Origin of the sequence: Nocardia sp. CY15, assembly GCF_009829295.1 — a bacterium.
Taxonomy (GTDB): Bacteria; Actinomycetota; Actinomycetes; order Mycobacteriales; family Mycobacteriaceae; genus Nocardia; species Nocardia sputi.
In genome coordinates this window covers 21855-40790 of the sequence record NZ_VUOT01000046.1, presented here as the reverse complement: position 1 = coordinate 40790, position 18936 = coordinate 21855, and the positions used below count along the sequence as shown (strand labels likewise).

Here is an 18936-nt window from a genome sequence, read left to right as displayed (position 1 = left end):
CGGCCGCCCGCAGCACATCGATATCGAGGTCTCCGGACAGCCGGAACGCGTGCACGATGTGGTAGGCGCACGACGCGGGGTCGAACTGGTTGAGGAACCACATCCGTTGCTGCGCGAACGACAACGGAATCCGCGCCGGCCGCACGGCAGCGGCGAGCGCGGGTACCGGGATACTTCTCGGCGCGTCCGCACACGCCCGATCCACCAGCGCGGCGAACTCCACGAGCGTCGGCGCCTCGAACAACTCCCGAACAGACAGCGCAACGCCCGTGGAACGGCGTAGCCGCGCCAGCATCTGGGTGGCCAGCAGCGAGTGGCCACCCAGATGGAAGAAGTTGTCAGTGACACCGAAGTTCTCGTCTCTGAGCAGCTCCGCCCAGATCGCGTGCACCGTCCGCTCGGTCGGTGTGCGTGGCGCGACCAGCGGAACGCGCTCAGCGGCCGATCCGATCGCTATGGCGCGCAGAGCGACTCGATCGAGCTTGCCGCTGGGTGTCAGCGGCAGATCATCGACGAAGGTGAAGAGCGTCGGCACCATGTGCTCGGGCAGTACAGTGCCCAGCGCATTCCTGACCTTATCCTTTGTCACGCCGAGTGCGGCCGTGATGAACGCGGCCAGCGCTGGTCCGGCTCCTTCGTCTCGCACGTGGACCGCGGCCGCGCGAACGCCGGGCACACCACGCAACGCGTGCTCGACCTCGGCGGGCTCGATGCGGTAGCCGCGGAGTTTGACCTGATGGTCTGCCCGGCCGAGGAACTCCAACTGCCCGGCGTGGTTCCATCGGCCGATATCGCCGGTGCGATACAGCCGATCCCCCGACCCGAACGGATCGGCCACGAACGTGGCGCCGGTCAGGCCCGGACGACCCGCGTACCCGCGCGCCAACTGCGCACCGCCGATGTACAACTCGCCCGCCACACCGGTCGGCACCAGCCGCAGCCAGGGGTCGAGCACGACGACCGTGGTATTCCATACCGGCACGCCGATCGGAACGCTGTCGGACTCGTGACCAGTGATCTCGTAGGACATTGCGTTCACGGCGGTCTCGGTAAGACCGTACAGATTGCGTGGCCGTACGCCGAGCCTCTCCAGCGACCGCCGCGCACTCGCGGCCGAGAGCGCTTCCCCACCGGAGAACACCGTCGCCAGGGATCGGCACTCGCGCAGACCAGGTTCGTCGAGGAACACCTCGAGCAATGACGGCACGAGATGCGCGACGGTGATCCCGTGCCGGATGATCGTGTCGACGAGGTAGCCGGTATCGCGGTGACCGTCTTGTGCCGCCACCACGATCCGTGCTCCGACCTGCAACGGCCCGAACAACTCCAATACCGAGACGTCGAACGTGAGCGGAGCCTTGTGCAGCACCACATCATCCGCGGTCAGCCCGTAGCGCGACTGCATCCACAGCAGCTGATTGACGATAGCGCCGTGTGTCACGGCTACAGGTTTCGGGCTACCGGTGGAACCGGAGGTGAACAGCACGTAGGCGGTGTTCGCGGGCCGGAGCTGGGCCCGGCGGTCATGGTCGGTGATCGGTTCCGTGGACAAGCCGGTCAGGTCGATGCCCGCCAGCGCCTCCGTATCGAGGACGATGACCGGGGACACTTGTTCGAGCAGCAGCGCCCTGCGTTGCGCAGGGGCGTTCGGATCGATCGGCACATACCCGCCGCCTGCCAGCACCGTCGCGTAGGCGCACTCCACGAATCGCACGCTGCGCGGCAGCACGATGGCGACCAGCGACTCCGGACCGACCCCGTGCCCGATCAACCAGCGGGCCAACCGGTTCACCCGGCCGGAGAACTCGGCGTAACTCAACTCAGTCGTGGCGTCCACCACCGCCACCGCCGACGGCGAGCGCCGAGCCTGCCGCTGAAACAGACTCGCGAGTGTCTCCTCCGGAATCGGTACTGTGGTGTTGTTCCGGTCCACCAGCAGCGCGGTTCGCTCGGACGCGGAGAGCAGATCGAGGTCCGCGATCGGGACGTCGGGCTGCTGCCCCGCGTGCCACAGCATCCGCTCGAGGTAGCCGAGGAGGCGTTGCGCGGTCTCTGGGCGGAGGCGGGCACGCTCGTATTCGAGGGTCCCGCGCAGTCTGCCGGCGCTCTCCTCGGCCGTCAATGTCAGGGCGAATTTCGCGGCCCCGGTCTGCATCGGCCGCGACTCGACCGCAAGGCCGTGCAGCTCGAAGGTCGCCTGGGGCGTGTTCTGGAGCACGAGCATCACCTGAAATATTGGTGTGCTCCGCGGGTTTCGCTCCGGAGCGAGTGTCTCGACGAGCTGCTCGAACGGAATCTCGCCGTGAGCGAGCGCGTCGACGACGCTGCCGCGCGTCCGCTCCAGCAAAGTGCGGAAGCTCGGTTGTCCGGACAGGTCGGCGCGCATCGGCAGCGTGTTGAGCAGCGGTCCGATCAGGCCTTCCAACTCTGGCCGGTCGCGGCCGGACATCGGCACCCCGACCACGACATCGTCCTGGCCGTTCCCGTATGCCAGCACTGCTTGCCACGCGGCGAGCAGCACCGTGAACGGGGTGGCTCCGACGTCGGCACCGACCGCGAGCGCCGCCTGCCACACAGGGCCGGGACACTCGAATCCCACCCACGCACCGCCGACCTCCTCGGTGTTGTCATCCAGTGCCGCCAGCTCCGCGGGCGCACCTGCCAGACGGTCGCGCCAATAGGCCAGGTCGTCGTCGAAATCGCCCGCCCGCTGTCGCCGACGTTGGTGCACAGCCACGTCCGGGAACTGCACCGGTAGTGGCGCCGGATGGTACGGCTGGTTGGTCACGCTCGCGGTGTACGCCGCGCCGATCTCCGCAGTCAGCACGGCCACCGACCATCCGTCGGACACACTGTGGTGCAGAGTGCAGAGCAGCACGTGCTCGACATCCGACACCCGCAACACCGTCAGACGGAGCAACGGGCCGCATGCGAGATCGAAGGGCCGCCGGACCTCTGCCGCGGCGAGCCGGTCGATCTCGGCCGCGCGGCGGTCCGGGTGCGACCCGACGTCGACGACCGGTAGGTCGATCTGCAGCACGGGCGCGATAACCTGCACCGGTTCTCCGTCGATGGCCTGCCGGAAGGTCGCCCGCAGCGACTCGTGCCGTGCGACAACCGCATTCACGGCCGACCGAAGCGCCGCCACGCTCAGCGGTCCACGAACTTCGAGCACGGCCGCAACGTGGTAGGCGGGCGATCCCGGGTTGAGCTGTTCCAGGAACCAGAACCGTTCCTGAGCGAAGGAGAGCGGCAGATAACCGTTGCGGGCCACCGGCACGAGCGGGAATCGGTCGGCCGACGACCTGCGTGGCAGGCCGTCGATCCGATCCGCCAGCGCACGCAGCGTCGTGGCCTCGAACACCGCAGGCACCGGCAGGGCGACGTCGAATACCGCACCGACCCGCGCGATCAGCTGCACGGCGATGACGGATTGCCCGCCGAGCTCGAAGAAGTCATCGTCGCGGCCGACCCTGTCCACACCGAGCAGCGCGCTCCACACCTGCGCCAAGGCCGCTTCGGTCTCACCGCGCGGGTCGGCGAACGGCGCACGCGGCCGTTCCCCCGGTTCCGGCAGGGCGGCGCGATCCACTTTTCCCGCCACGGTCAGCGGCAGTGCCCCGAGGGCGACGATCGTCGACGGCACCATGTACGCGGGTAACCGGAGTCGAAGGTGTCGGCGTACATCCTCGTCCGACAACACGCCGCCGTCGCTGACGACATAGCCGACCAGATAGGGCGAGCCGGAACGGTTGCGCCGCAGCGCTGACGACGCGGCCCGGACACCGGGACAGCCGAGCAGGACCGAGTCGATTTCGTCCAGCTCGATGCGGTAGCCGTGCAGCTTGACCTGTGTGTCGGAGCGACCGAGATACTGCAGGACGCCGTCGGAGCGGAAGCAGACCAGGTCGCCGGTACGGTACATCCGGCCGCCGGATTCGGTGGCAACGAATCTGCTTGCCGTACGGGCGGCCTCGTCGATATAGCCGCGTGCCACGCCGGGACCTTCGATATAGAGTTCGCCGGGCACACCGATCGGCACCGGCCGCAACCATCGGTCCAGCACACGCACCCGAACGCCGGAGATCGGTCGCCCGATCGGAACCGGTCCGGTCCAGGAGTCGGCAGCCGCGATCTCGTGTACAACACAGGCGACGACGGTCTCCGTCGGACCGTACTGGTTGATGATCCGCAGGTCTGGCGCGTAGGCGCGGAACACGGCCAGCTGTTCGCTGTGCACCGCTTCACTACCGACAGCAAGGGTGCCGCGTGCGTTCGCGAGAGCGGCCGGACTCAGCAGTTCGCGGAGCAGTCCGGCATGGATTGGTGTCGTCGCCAGCACACCGATATCCCGCACCAACGCCAGCCGTGCGGCGACGTGTGTAATGTCTTGCGCCTCGGTGTAGACCCGGATTCGGCCGCCGACCGCCAGCGGAACGAACACGCTGATCAGGGCGAGGTCGAACGCCGCCGACGTGTGCACCGGCGTCTCGCCGCTCGCTGCGCTGCCGAAGTGGTCGGCTGCCCACGCGAGGTAGTTCGCAAAGCCGCGCTCGGTCACCATGACGCCCTTGGGACGCCCGGTCGTCCCCGAAGTGTAGATGACGTAACACAGATCGTCCGCGCCTCGGGTGCGCGCCTGCAGCTTCCCGGGAGCCGTCGACTCGTGTTCGCCGGTCTCGAGTATGACTACGGCGGGCAGGATGTCGGCGAGGCGGTCGGCGCGGTCGACCAACGCCAGCACCGGGCGCGCGGACTCGGCGACCCGGCGGATCCGGTCCAGCGGATGCGCGAGATCGACCGGGACGAATGCACCTCCCGCCTGGAGCACCGCCAGCATCGCCACCACAAGAGCGGGTGAGCGCGGAAGCGCCACCAGCACCCGCGCATCCCGCTCGACCCCCATAGCGCGCAACCGATCCGCCACAGCAGCGACGCGCGCGGCGAGCTGACCGTACGTCAGCGACTCGGCCGAGGACACCACGGCGAGCGCGTCCGGCTGCGTGGCCGCCATGCGTTCGAAACGGGTCAGGAACGGCTCTACCGCAGCAGGCAGCGCCGGCGCCTGGCTCACCTCGGCGATCCGGTGCATTTCCGCGGCGGAGCGGATATCCACGTCCGCGAGCCGCGCGGTGGGTGCGTGCGCGAACGCGGCGAAAGCAGTGCGGAAGTGCTGTGCCATCCGCTCCATGCGGTCCGTGTCGAACAGGTCGGTGTCGTACTCCAGGTGCCCGATTACAGCGCCGTCGACGATGCGAAGCGACACTGCCAGATCGGATTTCGACGTTCCCGGAGAATTGTCCTGCGGCACGATGGTCAGTCCCGCCAGCTGGAACGGCGACACCGGAGCGTTCTCGAAGTTGAAGGTGACCTGAGTCAGCGCGGCGTGCCTCACTTGCTGTCCGACACCGAGTCGCGCGACGACGCGCTCGAACGGCGCGTTCTGATGGTCATATGCCGACAGGCAGGTTTCCCGCACGCGCCGAAGCGCTTCGACGAATGTGGGATTCCCCGACAGGTCGATCCGCAGCGCCAAGGCGTTGACGAAGAACCCGATGAGCCGTTCCGTGCCGGCCGGGCGGTTGGCGGCCATCGTGGCGACCACGATGTCCTCGACACCGGTATAGCGCCTGAGCACGGTGGCGAAGACGGTAAGGCTCGCCATGAAGAGGGTTGCGTTCTCCCGGCCCGCGAGCGCGCTCAGCGGACCGGTTGCGTCCACGGGCACCGAGATGGGTGTCCGGGCTCCGAAGCCCCTGTGTGCCGTCCGCCGGGGGTGGTCGGTGGGAAGGTCGAGCAACGGCGGCGCGCCATGGAGTTGTCGCGCGAAATACTCGATGTGCCTGTCGAACGCACCCGCGCCGGCCAGCCGGCGTTCCGTGCGCGCATGGTCGGCATAGCTCGTCGAGAGCGGCGCCGGCTCTGGCGACTCACCCCGGTGGTAGGCGTGATAGAACTCGACCACTTCCCCGATGAAGAGACCGAGCGACCATCCGTCGCAGACCGCGTGATGAGCAGTCACGCACAGCGTAAATTGCTCAGCTGCCGTGTGGAACAACGTGGCGCGTACCAACGGCGGGTGTGCCAGATCGAACGGTGTGCCCGCGTCCGCCAGAGCCAGCCCGGCCACTTCGGCCGGCGTAGTCTCGATCACTGACAGGACCGGCAGATCCTGCGACGGCACCATGCGAAGTCCGTCGTCTCGCAGCACGAGACCCGAGCGCAAGACCTCGTGCCGTTGGACAACCAGACGCAGCGCGGCCGCCAAGGCGGCGACCTCGAGCGGCCCGCGCAGCAGGTAGCGAACGGACTCGTTGTAGGCCGCGCTGCCAGGTGCGAGGCGACTGAGCAACCAGAGCCGTTCCTGCCCGAGCGAAGCCGGCGTCTCCGGCCGCGAAACCGAGTTTTGCTCGCGCACCAGTCTTTCCAGCAGTGCACGTTTCTCCGGCGTGAGTGCGGCGATTCTCTCCGACAGGTCCGTCACGAGCTGCCCTCCACATCCGGGTGCGACGCCGCACGCTGAACCGTCCGGCGAAGGGTGTTGATACCGGCCAAACCCGCCAGCACGGTGTCGTCGTCGACACCGAAGTCGACCAGACACGCCACCTCGTCGACCCCGGCCTGTTGCAGGCGCGAGGTCATCGCCAGGCAGGTCTCGGGCGTTCCGAACATGCCGTTGCCGACGAAGTACCGCTCGAAGGCGAATTCCGCGACCGCCGCTTTGTCGTCGGCCGAGAAATCGGCCGCGTTGATGTCGAGTCGCGCCTGGATGCCCGGCATCGTCTCGTAGAGGTTCAAATGGGTTTCGAGATAGTCCAGCAGTGGAGCGCGTACCATCCGGCGCACCTCGTCGATCGACGACCCGACGAAGGTATGCATCATCATGCTCACCCGGCCGGTCGCCGGATCGTGTCCGGCGTCCGATCTGGCCTTGCGATATGCGGCGATGTTCGCGGCGGCCCGGTCCAGATCTCCCTGCAGCAGGCCGGACAGCACGTGGTAGCCCTTCGCGCCTGCGAGCGTCCAGGTCTCGGGCGTACCGGCGGTGGTGATCCACACGGAGAGCTCGGGCTGAATCGGCCGGGGGAACGTGGCCATCGGCAACGGCTTCGCTCGTGCGCCGAGCCGCATGTCGATCCGATCGCCGCGCCACAACGCGCGAATCGCGTCCAGCCTGGTGAAGGTCTCGTCGCGGCGCCGCTCGAAATCCACGGTCGAGAGCACGAAATCGTCAGGCGCCCAGCCGGAAGCGGCGGCGATATCGACCCGCCCGCCCGATAGGTTGTCCACCATCGCCCACTCCTCGGCGACGCGGGCCGGATGATGCAGCGGCACAACGACGCTGCCCGCCCGGATCCGTACCCGTCGCGTCGTCGCGGCGATGGCCGCCGCGAGGACCGAGGGGTTCGGATACAGCCCGCCGAACTCGTGAAAATGGCGCTCGGGAAGCCAGATGGCCTCGAAAGCGTTGTCGTCGGCGAACTTTGCCGCAGCCAGCACCAGTCGGTACGGATGCTGCTGACGGTGCGCGGCATTGTCGGAGAAGAAGAACAGGCTGAACGACAGGGGCCGGTTCGTCGACACGGGTGGCAGCGAAGGCACCGCGAACGATGGGGCGGGCGAGTCTTCTGAGCGTTTACGCGCCAGCCCGGCCGCCAGCAACGCACGTTGCCGCGGCGATAGTCCGGCCAGCCGTCCGGTCAGATCAGTGATCGCCGTCTCCTTCCAGTCGATCGAGCAGCAGACGCAGTGTGTCCGGCTCGCCGTCGAGATCCAGCGAAAGGCCGTCCAGTGCACGTACGCCCGACTCCATTCGCCAGCACACGTCCCCGCTCCGCCGGATACTCGGCCAGCTGCGCAGCATCGTTGCCAAGGTCACTTCGAGTTCGGCGCGAGCGAGAGGTGCGCCGAGACAGAAGTGCGCGCCGAAGCCGAAACTCACATGCCTGCCGCCTGGTCGATCGAGCAGGATATCGTCCGGGGAGGTGAACTCGGCCGAATCTCTATTCGCCGACGCCAGCAGCACCAGCACCGGTTGCCCCGGTTCGATCCGCACGCCGCGGAACCGCACCGGGGATTCGACCTGGCGTGTGATGAAATGGAACGGCGGCTCGTACCGCAGCAGTTCGTCGACGGCGGCAGGGATCAGGCTGGGGTCGGCGCGCAAGCGGGCAAGCAGATCCGGGTGCTCCAACAGCAGGTACATCGCTTTGGCGAGAAACTGTGCGGTTGGCTCGTTCTCGCCGTACCTGCGGAATGGTGGGCCGGTCACCACAGCGGCAACAAGAGCGAAGACCTCGTCGCGAGTCAGGCCTGCGTCCGCGGCCAGCGACGCGATCATGCCCTGACCGCCGGAGCACGCCAGATGATCGTCCAACCAGCGGCGCCACTGTTCGATGGCGTGCTGTGCTCGACGTGCGGTGTCGCGTGTCGGTGTTCGCATGAACGTAGCCACGTCCATGATCCACGGCCGAAACGACATCAGCCGTTCATAATCGACACCCAGTAGTCGGGACATCACGACCGCCGGGAGCGGCGCGAAATCGGTGACCACATCGCAGCCTCCGAGCTGGGCGGCCTTGGCGACCAGATGGTCCGCGGCGTCCTGGATCACCTCCCTGAGCCCCATCGCGGTGCGCGATGTCAGCTTCCTGCTGAACGCTGTTCGACGGCGCGTGTGTTCGGGCTGATCCGAGAAACCGAGCCAGGTACCGAAGAACCCGCGCAGCGAATCGAATTCACCCGTCGCAGTGGGCAGCACCTCGAGGAATCGAGCGTTGCGTCGCACCGAGAACGCCGGGTCACGCAGCACCGCTACGACATCGGCATGTTTGGCCACCAGCCAGGCGTCCAGCACCGGGTCGTAGGTCGGCGAAGGCGTCTCGCGCAGGGCACGATAGAAGTCGTAGGGATCGGCGACGATCTCCGGTCGGTCGAACGCTCCGACCTCGTCGAGACGGTGTTCGGACATCGTCACTGCTCCAGTTCTCCGACGTCGGACAGCGTGATTCCCACGTTGCGGAGCACCTCGAGCGCCTGACCGTCAGGCAGGTCGTCGAGTTCGGCCAGCATCTGCTGGACCACGGCCAAGTCGTCCGGATCCGCTTGCGATTCTGCGATCAGCGTCGCCACCTCGGCGGGAACAGGCGATTCGAAAAGCTGCCGCAAGGACAATTCGACCTGGAAATCCGCGCGGATCCGCGCGGCCAGACGGGTTATGAGCAGCGAATCGCCGCCCAATTCGAAGAAGTTGTCGAATACACCGATCTGGGCGATGCCGAGCAGGTGCTCCCACAGCACGGTGACGGCGGATTCGAGCTCGGTGCGCGGCGCCACGTACGGCGTGGCCAAGTGCGGGCGGCGATGAGTCGCCCGCCCTTGCTGGGACGTCGCGCCTTCGTCGGTGGGTTCCAGCCACCGACGTATCCGCTCGACCGGGTCGGCCGTCGAGACGATCAGTTCGCGAAACGCGCCAGCCGGTGTGGACAGCACTCTCGCCAGCACAGCCGCGGTTTCCTGCGGCGTCATCGCCAGTTCCAGACGGCTCGCTCCAGCGGACGCCGGATCGACCTGTTCGACATTCAGGTTCCATGTTTCGAAATTGACACTCTGCCAAGGCAATTTTCTGCGAGTTCGAGCGAATGCGTCCGCGAAAGCCGCGGCTGCGGCGTAGGCTGTGTGTCCCGATCCGCCGAGGAATGATGCCAGCGACGAGGCTATTACCGCGAAGTCGAGCCCGGGAGCCGATTCCGTGAGCACTCGGTCGAGGTTCACCAGCCCGTGCACCTTGGTAGCGAACTGCCGCTCGCATTCGGCGACGTCCATCTCTTCGATCGTCGCCAACAGCGGCGGCGGGCCCGCCGCGTGGAGCACGCCGTCGAGGCGAGCGAAGCGAGCAATGATGTGGCGCACCGCCTCTCGTGTCTGTCGCTCGTCGGCGATATCCGCGGCCAGGACCAGCACTTCGACGCCGTCGGCCCGCAGTTGCTCGAGCGCACGGTGGGTGTTGTCGGTCGGCGCGGCGGTGTCGATCAGCGCGATACGCGAACAGCCCAGCCGGGCCAGCAGGCGAGCCGCGAGCAAACCGAAACTGCCCAGCCCGCCGAAGACCGCGCTCGCGCTACCTGGTTCGATCCTCGCGCCGTCGGACTCGGCCAGCGGCAACGGCTCGACAGTGCGCACCCATCGGCGGCCGGAACGCCAGGCGACGGCCGGTTCGGGACTGCCCCGGGTAGCTTCCGCGGCCATCAGTTCCGACACCCCGGCGGCGTCGGCGGTGCCGACGTCGACCACGCCGCACCGGACCCAAGGTCGTTCCTGGGCGAATGTCGTGACCGCACCAAGTATGGTGGCCCGCTCGGGAGTCACCATGTCGTCGGGGAGGACATCGAACAAGCCACGCGTCAGGACCCAGATCGGCACCGGGTCACCCGCGCCGGGCAGGCTCATCGCCTGCGCCAAGGCGATCAGACTGTGCAGGCCGGATTGTTGCGCGGAGGCAAAATCCGCGCTGGAACCGAGCCCGAAGGCGTGCACAATGCCCGTCGGCTCGATGCCGTCGGCGCGCAGGGCGCGCAGCAACGCCCGGTAGTCGTCGGCGGTGGATGGCTCGACGAGATAATGCCGGGTTCCTCTACGCTCGAACCCGCCGCCGGTGGACACGCGCACCGCGGCGGTCGATTCCGCCGCCAGACGCGCACCGACAGCGCCGCCGTCATCGAAGATCAGCCACTGCCGACCGGGACGAGTTCGCGGCACGAGCGGACGCTGTGCCCACCCGGGCACCGCGAACCAATCGGCCACATCGGGCCTGCGCGCCAACTGTCTGCCGTTCGACACGGGGCGTGTCTCCGGCGGATCGACCCAATACCTTGTCCGTGCGAACGGATAGGTGGGAAGCCGCATCCGCCTGCGCCGCTCCCCATATGGTGACGCGAGATCCACCTCGTGTCCGCGCACCCACAGCTTGCCTGCCGCGGCCAGCAGCGCCGGCAGGTCCGATCCGTGTTCGGGGGTGGGCAGCGAACTCACGACCGCGGCGTGTTCTTGGTCGGCGAGAACTGGTCGCACCAGGCCCGACAACGACTGCCCAGGACCGACTTCCAGCCACGAGGCGTGCGGATGGGCGTCTCGCATCGTCGTGACGGCCGCGCCGAACCGCACCGTCGACACCATCTGCCGGGCCCAGTAGGCCGGGTCGCGGGCATCCTCGGGGCGCAACAGTTCGCCGGTGACGGTGGAGACGATCGGTATCCGTGGTGTTTGCAGCGGAGTGCCCTGCAGTAGACGTTCGAATTCCGCGGCGGCGGGTCGCAGCGCGGGGGAATGAAACGCGTGCGAGGTCTCCAACCGTGCGCAGGGCACCTGTCGCGCCGCGAGCTGCTGCTCCAGCGTGAGAATGTCGGCGGGCGGCCCGGAAAGCACAGTGTTTTCGGGCCCGTTGACCGCGGCGACTGCGATGGCGTCGCGGACCAGTTCGGTCAGCGCCGACTCGGGAATACACACCGACAGCATGACCCCAGGGGCGAGACCGTCGATGAGGCGGCCGCGTGCCGCCACCACTCGCAAGGCATCCTCCAGGGAGAACACACCCGCAAGACACGCGGCCACATACTCGCCGAGGCTGTGGCCGATCATGGCCACCGGCTGGGCGCCCCACGACTGCCAAGTCGCCGCGAGCGCGTAATCGAGGACGAATACGGCCGCCTGCGCGGTGCGCGTGCGGCGTAACTCCGCCCGTGCCGCGTCGGGGTCCGCCACGGGATACAGGACCGCGCCCAAATCCAGCTGGGCTGTGCTGCGCAAGATTTCACAGCATCGGTCGATCGTCTCGCGGAACGGCCGGACGCGACGGTACAACTCCGGTGCCAGGGCAACGCGTTGCGTACCTTGGCCGGGAAACATCCACACCAGATCCGGCGAGCCGGCGGTCGGCCGTTGACCTCGGAGCACCGCGGGCCGGAGCGGCTCGTCGAGCAGTTGTAGCGCATCGTCCTGGTCAACGACGACGGCAGCGGCCCGGTGATCGAAGGCTCTTCGTCCCCGATGCAGCGTGAACGCGATATCGCCGAGCCCGACATCGTCCGGAGCACTCGGCAACCAGTCACGGAACCGGTCGAGCGCCGTGTCCAGCCGCTCCGGCTCGCGAGCCGACCACACCAGCAACTCGGGCGATGCGGTGGAGGACGTCGTCATCCGATCTGAGCGGGGCGCTTCTTCCAGTACGAGATGGGCGTTCGTGCCACCGACCCCGAACGAGCTGACACCGGCGCGGCGCGGGTGCGCGGCCACCGGCCAAGGACGCAGCCGGGTGTTGACGAAGAACGGAGAGGAGTCGAAATCGATCTCCGGGTTGGGGCGCACGTAATGGAGGCTCGGCGGGATCTCCCCGGCTTGTAGTGCCCGCACCACCTTGATGAGGCCGGCCATCCCCGCTGCCGCATCGAGATGGCCGATGTTGGTCTTCACCGAGCCGAGCGCGCAATACCCGGTGGCGTCGGTACCCATGCGAAAAGCTCGGGTGAGCGCCGCGATCTCGATGGGGTCACCGATCGGCGTTGCGGTGCCGTGTGTTTCGACGTAGTCGATCGTTTCCGGCTCGACCCCGGCGTGGGCCATGGCCGCGGCGACGGCGTCGGCTTGGCCGACGATGCTCGGCGCCGCGTAGCCGACTTTCCGGTTGCCGTCGTTGTTGACCGCTCCGCCCCGGATGACGGCGTGAATGTGGTCGCCGTCGGCCAGCGCATCGGCCAGCCGCTTCAGCACGACGATGCCGAGACCGCCGCCGCTGACCGTTCCTTGCGCCTCCGCATCGAAAGCGCGGCAGTGCCCGTCCGACGAGACGATGCCACCCTTGAGATGCCGGTAGCCCACCCGTTGCGGGAATTTGACCGCGACCGCTCCGGCCAGCGCCATATCACAGCCGAAGTTGTTCAGGCTGTCGCAGGCGAACTGAACAGCGACCAGACCCGAGGAACAGCTCGTCTGCACCGCCACGCTGGGACCACGCAGGCCGAGTTTGTAGGACACCCGCGTCGGGAGGGTGTCCTTGTCGTTGAGGGTCATGATCTGGAAGTCGCCCATCGCGGCCATCAGTTCGCCGTCGGGCAGGATGTTCTTCAGCAGGTAGGTGTTCATGCCCACGCCTGCGAAGACGCCGATGGGGCCGTCGTGCCGGGCCGGGTCGTGGCCGGCGTCCTCCAGGGACTCCCACGCGCACTCCAGGAACAACCTGTGCTGCGGATCGAGCACTTCGGCTTCGCGTGGGCTGAACCCGAAGAAACCAGCATCGAACAGGTCCGCGTCGTCGAGCACTCCGCGCGCGCCGACATAGCCCGGACGATCGAGATCTTCGGCGCGCACACCCGCCTGGATGAGGTCCTCGCGTTCGAAATGGGTGATCAGCTCGCGTCCCGCGCGCAGTGCCCGCCAGAACGCGTCGATGTCCGGGGCGCCGGGAAACCGTCCCGCCGTTCCGATGATCGCGATATCGAATTCACTCATTGCTCACTCCTGTGGGCGGCGCGGCGGCGCGCGAGCGCGTGGGCACGTTGCCGCGCACGGCCCTGTACCTGGGCGATGCTCGCACTATCGGGTTCAATGCCAGGTGACATCCCGGCGAGTCGGGCCGCGAGCGTGCGCACGGTGGTGAATTCGAACAGCTCGATCAGCCCGAACTGCCAACCCAACCGTTCCTGCAGAAGTGCGTGCACGCGCGAGGCATTGAGTGAATGCCCACCGATATCGAAGAAGTTGTCATCGAGTCCGATCGGCTCGACGCCGAGAATCTCCTGCCACACCCTGGCCACCAACAGCTGGTGCTCCTCGCGCGGCGGCCTGTACGAAGAGGTCTCGAACACCGGCACCGGCGGCGGCAGCGCGGCACGGTCGATCTTGCCTGTCGCGCCGCGCGGCAGCGCAGGCATCAGCATGAACGTCGCGGGAACCAAATGGCGCGGCAGCTGCGCCCGCGCCAGATCGCGGAACTCCGCGGCGGCGGGAGCTGTCGGCTCGACCGCAAGGTAGGCCACCAACGCGATGTCCCGCGCGAATTCCCGTGCCACGACGACCGCCTCCCGGACCGCTGGATGTTCCAGGAGCACCACCTCGATCTCCCCCGGCTCGATGCGATGACCGCGGAGTGTGATCTGGTTATCGATCCGGCCGAGAAACTCCAGACCGCCGTCGGAATCCAACCGCGCCAGATCGCCGGTTCGATACATTCGCCCGCCCACCGACGTGATAAACGGATCCGGCACGAACCGCTGGGCCGTGAGTCCCGGCATGTCGAAGTATCCGCGGGCCACGCCGGAACCACCGACATAGATCTCGCCGATGTTTCCTGGGCGCACCACCTCGAGCCCAGGACCGAGCACGTACACCGACGCCCCCGGCACGGCTCGGCCGATCCGTGCCGCATCCCGGCCATCGACAGTTTCCCGGGTCGTCGCGCACACGGTTGTTTCGGTTGGGCCATACGAGTTCAGGAACCTGCGACCGCCTGCCCAGCGTTCGACGACATCCGCAGTGCACTGCTCGCCTGCTGAGACGACTGCGCGTAGGTTCCGGAGCTCGGCGCCGGAGTGCAACGCCAGCACCGAGGGCGGAAGGGCCACGGTGTCCACACCGTCGGCAAGCAATCGCATCAGGTCGGGCCCAGGCACCAATAAGCGAGGATCCGCTAAGCGCAGCGTGCCGCCAACCGCGAGGACCGGAAAAATCTCCCATACGGAGCCGTCGAAGCTGGGCGAGGCATATTGCAGCACGGAGCTACTCGAAGTCAGACCGAGTACGGCTGCCTGCCCGCTGATCATGTTGACCACGCTGCGGTGTTCGATCAACACACCTTTCGGGCGACCGGTGGAGCCGGACGTGAAGAGCAGATACGCGGCCGAGGATCGCGTCGTCCAACGATCAGGATTCTCGTCCAGCCCCGCAGGCCCTGCCGCACAGAGCGATTCGACGTGGACGGCGCCTGCTCCGAGTTCGACTGCTATTCCGGCCGCGGTAGCCATCGCTGCCCGCCGGTCCTCGGGATATGCGGGATCGAGCGGCACGTACACCGCGCCAGCTTTCAGCACGCCGAGCATGGCCACGATCGTCCAGACCGAGCGGTCCGCCCGGATGCCGATCCGCTGTTCCGGGGCTGTACCAAGTGCTCGCAGTCGATGAGCGACCCGATTGGCGAGCCGGTTGAGCTCGCTGTAGGACGTTTGTACGCCGAGGTGATCCACCGCGATCGCTTGTGGTGCGCGCATCACCGCCGCCTCGAAACAGTCTTGCACGCACTCCGCCGCGGACGGAACCGCCTCCGTCGTCGCGGCCGCAAGCACGCGAGCACGTTCCGCGCCGGTCGCAGCCGCCAACCATGCGACGCGGCGATCGGCGCCGCCGGGCAATCTCTCGAGGACTGCGACCAGTCGATCGCACAGGGCGGCGACTGTGCCCGGCTCGAAGATATCGGCATACTCCACCAGCACGGCGGCGCGTCCGTTGTCCCCCGCCATGACCAACGTCAGATCGACCTGAGCCGCGCCGCGGGTCAGCGCAATGCTCTCCAAGATGACGTCGTGGCAGGCGATCCGGGCCCCCGGCGCGCCGAGGGCGAAGAGCGCCGCCCCCTCTGGCCGGTTCGGCAGATCGCGGTACAGCAGGCACATGGTTCGGAACAATGTGTCGCGGCCGCGGTCCGCCGGACCGCTCGACCGCGCGACGAGTTCCGCGAACGGATAATCCTGATGTGCGAGCGCCTCGATGACCACACCGTGGACGTGGCGAACGAAATCCGCGAAGACCGGATTGCCGGACACCGGCAACCGCAGTGCGACGGGATTGACGAAATAGCCGACCACGTTCGCGTATTCGGCCGAGGTCCGGCCGGACGTGGGGCACCCGACGACCAGCTCGTCATCGCCGGTCCATGCGCCGAGAACCACCGCCCACGCCGCGGCGAGCACGGAATACGGTGTGGCGCAGGTGACGTCCGCGACAGCGGTGATCACATCGAACAGCGCAGGGTCCAGCTCACGGATCACCCTGCCGCCGGTTCGCACGTCCCGGGCGCCGGGATCGGGGCGGTCGGCGGGCAGCCGCATCCCGACCGGGGCACCGTCGAGCCGTGTCTGCCAGAACTGCGCCAACCGTCGACCTTCCGGCCCGTTCAGCAACTCGGCTTCCCGGCGCGCGTACTGTGTCACGTCCGCCCGCTCGGGGGGTGCGGCACCACCCGCGAACCCGATTCGGAGACGGTCGATGACCAGCAGGAACGACCAGTAGTCCAGTGCCAGGTGATGCGCCGTGACGACGACGACCGGGGCGGCTGCACCACGATCGAACAGCCGCACCCGGAAGACCGGTCCGGTCGTCAGATCGAACGCGCGATCAGCCTCCGTCTGGCAGGCCGCGCGCACCTGGTCCTCGTCCCAGCTGGACGCGTCGACCACGGACAGCCACTCCCCCGGATGGTCGTCCACCATGCGGACGGGCACACCGTCCAGCTCGACGAACCGGGACCGCAGTGCCGGACAAGCACTCACGACCCCGTCGAACGCGGCGCGGATAGTGGACAGGTCGACTGCTCCGCGCACATGAAAGGCTCGGGCCAGGTGATATGCCGTACCGGCCGTCCCCATCCGATCGAGTAACCACAGCGCGGTCTCGGCCGCCGACAGTGCACCGTCCGGCAGCGCGGTCCCGCTGGAGCTCTTCGAAGACCGCGTGCGGGTCCGCAACTCCTCGGCCACAGTGATGACATCGCCGCGGAGCAGGCTCGCGATGTCCGGCGAAACTCCGAACGCAACCTCGCACTCGTGCCGGATCCGCAGTGCCGCGAGCGAATCGATGCCCAGCCGGATCAACGGCCGGTGCCAGTCTGCAGGTGAGATCGAAACGCCGGTCGCACGGCGCACGGCTTCGGCCAGCAGCAGCGGCAACTGTTCCGACTGGGCCGGAAGACTCCCGCGATCGCGGGATACCAACTCGGCCGTGCCTCCGGTGACGCCACTATCCGCCAGTACATCCAGACTTCCGTCGAGCAGCATACGCCGGGTCTCCAGCCTCCGCAGCTTGCCACTGGAGGTCTTGGGGATGCTTCTCGGCGGGACCAGAACTATCCGCTGCGGCTGTATCTCCGTTTCCGCGGTGACCCTGCCGCGAATGGCGGTGACGATGTCCGCGAGTTCCTGCTCTGTGCGACCCGGCTCCGCGCGGACCTCCTGAACGACGACCAGCTGTTCCAGCTCGTTGTCCACAACGGCGAACGCCACGCCGCAGCCACGCCGGATCGCGGGATGACTGCGATCCAATGCCGACTCGACGTCGTGTGGGTAGAGATTTCGCCCCCTGACAACGATGAGTTCCTTGCGGCGGCCGGTGACGACGAGCTGCCCGTCCACCATCATGCCCAGGTCTCCGGTACGCAGAAACGGGCTGCCCTCATCATCATTCGCCAGCCGTGCGCCGAAGATGCGCTCCGTCTCCTCCGGCGCACGCCAATAGCCCTGGGCGACACTCGGTCCCCGTACCCAGATCTCGCCGACCATGGAAGGCGGCCTCGGCCTGCCGCTGTGCGGATCGACGACGACCACCTCATGCGACGGTGGCGCCGAGCCGCATGCCACCAGCGGAGTCGAATCGGGCACTGTGATGACCTTCGGCTCCGCGGCCTTGTCCCCACCGGCCGCCAACAACGTCGCCTCGGCCAGGCCGTAGCAGGGATAGAAGGCCGACAACCGAAACCCGGACGCGGCGAATGCGTCTGCGAATCTCGTCAAAGTGCTCGCCCGCACCGGCTCGGCGCCATTGAATGCGACGGTCCAACTCGTCAGATCGAGATTCTGGCGATCGTCGGGCCCAACCTTGTCCGAACACAGTTCGTACGCGAAATTCGGTCCCCCACTGATGGTTCCGCGATACCGAGATATCGTCTCCAGCCAGAGTCGCGGCCTCTGCAAAACCTCCAGGGGAGACAGCAGCACCGTACGAAACCCTCCGAACAGCGGCTGCAGAATGCCACCGATAAGACCCATGTCGTGATAGGGAGGCAGCCAGATCACCGCGACGCTGTCCCGGGTGCAGCCGAACGTGTGATGGATGCTCGCGGAGTTGTGGAGCAGGTTCGCATGGGTCACCATGACGCCCTTCGGCGCGCCGGTCGATCCCGATGTGTACTGCAACAGAGCCAACGATTCGGGGCCCGGAACCGCCTGCGGGCCACCACCGTCCGACACCGACACTATGGAATCGATTGCGACGCACCGTGGACCACCCGGCGTGCTGGAGAGCAGCTTCTCGATCCAGGGCAGTAGATCGGTGGTCGTCAACGCGATGGACGCACCCGAATTGCCAACGATGGCAGTCAACCTCGGTATTGCGTGGGCGTCGCGCGGTGGGTACGCCGGAACTGCGACTACACCCGCGTACATGCAGCCGAGTAGACAGGAGACGAATTCCACACCCGGGGGAAACAACAGCACGGCGCGGTCACCCGGAACAGCGGTCCGAAGCAGCGCACCCGAGATCGCCGTGGCCCGGTCGATGAGCTCGCGGTAGGTCAGGTGCAGGTCGGGACCATCGTCTGGAACGAAACTGACCGCAATCCGATCACCGTCGGTGCCGACGCGGGCGTCGAGAAGATCAGGAAACGTGCGCGCACCCGAATCCGCGAACTCGTGGTCGACCTTGCTGATCCTTTGAGATACCAAGTGTCTCAGCCGCCTAGCTACCTAGCGTCAAGTTGGCCCGCATCGCCAGGCCGCTCAGTCGAGCCCGGGACGGCGCCAGGTGGGGCCGAATTCTATTACGGCCAAATGAGACTCCTCGGCGTTGGGAACTTTTCCGCCGGTTGATGTCGCTCCCAGGAACCGACGGTGAGAGTCTGCGGTGTAACCGCGGCGAAGTCGGCAGGGACATAGCTAGACTCTCAACCCGCCCGTTTCG

At 67.3% G+C, this 18936-nt stretch carries 5 protein-coding genes; all 5 read right to left on the bottom strand.

The window, feature by feature from the left end; all coding sequences use genetic code 11:
* On the bottom strand, window positions 1-6484 hold a 6484-nt coding region (locus GVY39_RS30975; RefSeq protein ID WP_159930488.1), incomplete at its 3' end, for a non-ribosomal peptide synthetase.
* The gene (locus tag GVY39_RS30970) at window positions 6481-7584 is read right to left on the bottom strand and encodes a MupA/Atu3671 family FMN-dependent luciferase-like monooxygenase (RefSeq protein ID WP_159930489.1); all 1104 of its coding nucleotides are present in this window, start codon (window positions 7582-7584) and stop codon (window positions 6481-6483) included. The genes GVY39_RS30970 and GVY39_RS30975, both read right to left, overlap by 4 nt.
* A 121-nt stretch (window positions 7585-7705) precedes the next feature.
* A complete protein-coding gene (locus GVY39_RS30965; protein WP_159930490.1) occupies window positions 7706-8971 on the bottom strand; it encodes a cytochrome P450 in 1266 nt (421 codons plus the stop codon).
* A 2-nt stretch (window positions 8972-8973) separates the two neighbouring features.
* On the bottom strand, window positions 8974-13503 hold the full coding sequence (locus GVY39_RS30960) for a type I polyketide synthase (RefSeq protein WP_159930491.1): 4530 nt from the start codon (window positions 13501-13503) through the stop codon (window positions 8974-8976).
* Window positions 13500-18701, bottom strand: coding sequence for a non-ribosomal peptide synthetase (locus GVY39_RS30955; protein ID WP_159930492.1), 5202 nt, complete (start codon window positions 18699-18701; stop codon window positions 13500-13502). Before GVY39_RS30955 ends, GVY39_RS30960 begins: the two co-directional genes overlap by 4 nt.
* Between the last annotated feature and the right edge of the window lie 235 nt (window positions 18702-18936).

Bases quoted from the DNA above. Each gene is read 5' to 3' on its own strand.
- GVY39_RS30965 (WP_159930490.1), bottom strand. From the start codon at position 8,971: ATGTCCGAACACCGTCTCGACGAGGTCGGAGCGTTCGACCGACCGGAG.
- GVY39_RS30960 (WP_159930491.1), bottom strand. From the start codon at position 13,503: ATGAGTGAATTCGATATCGCGATCATCGGAACGGCGGGACGGTTTCCC.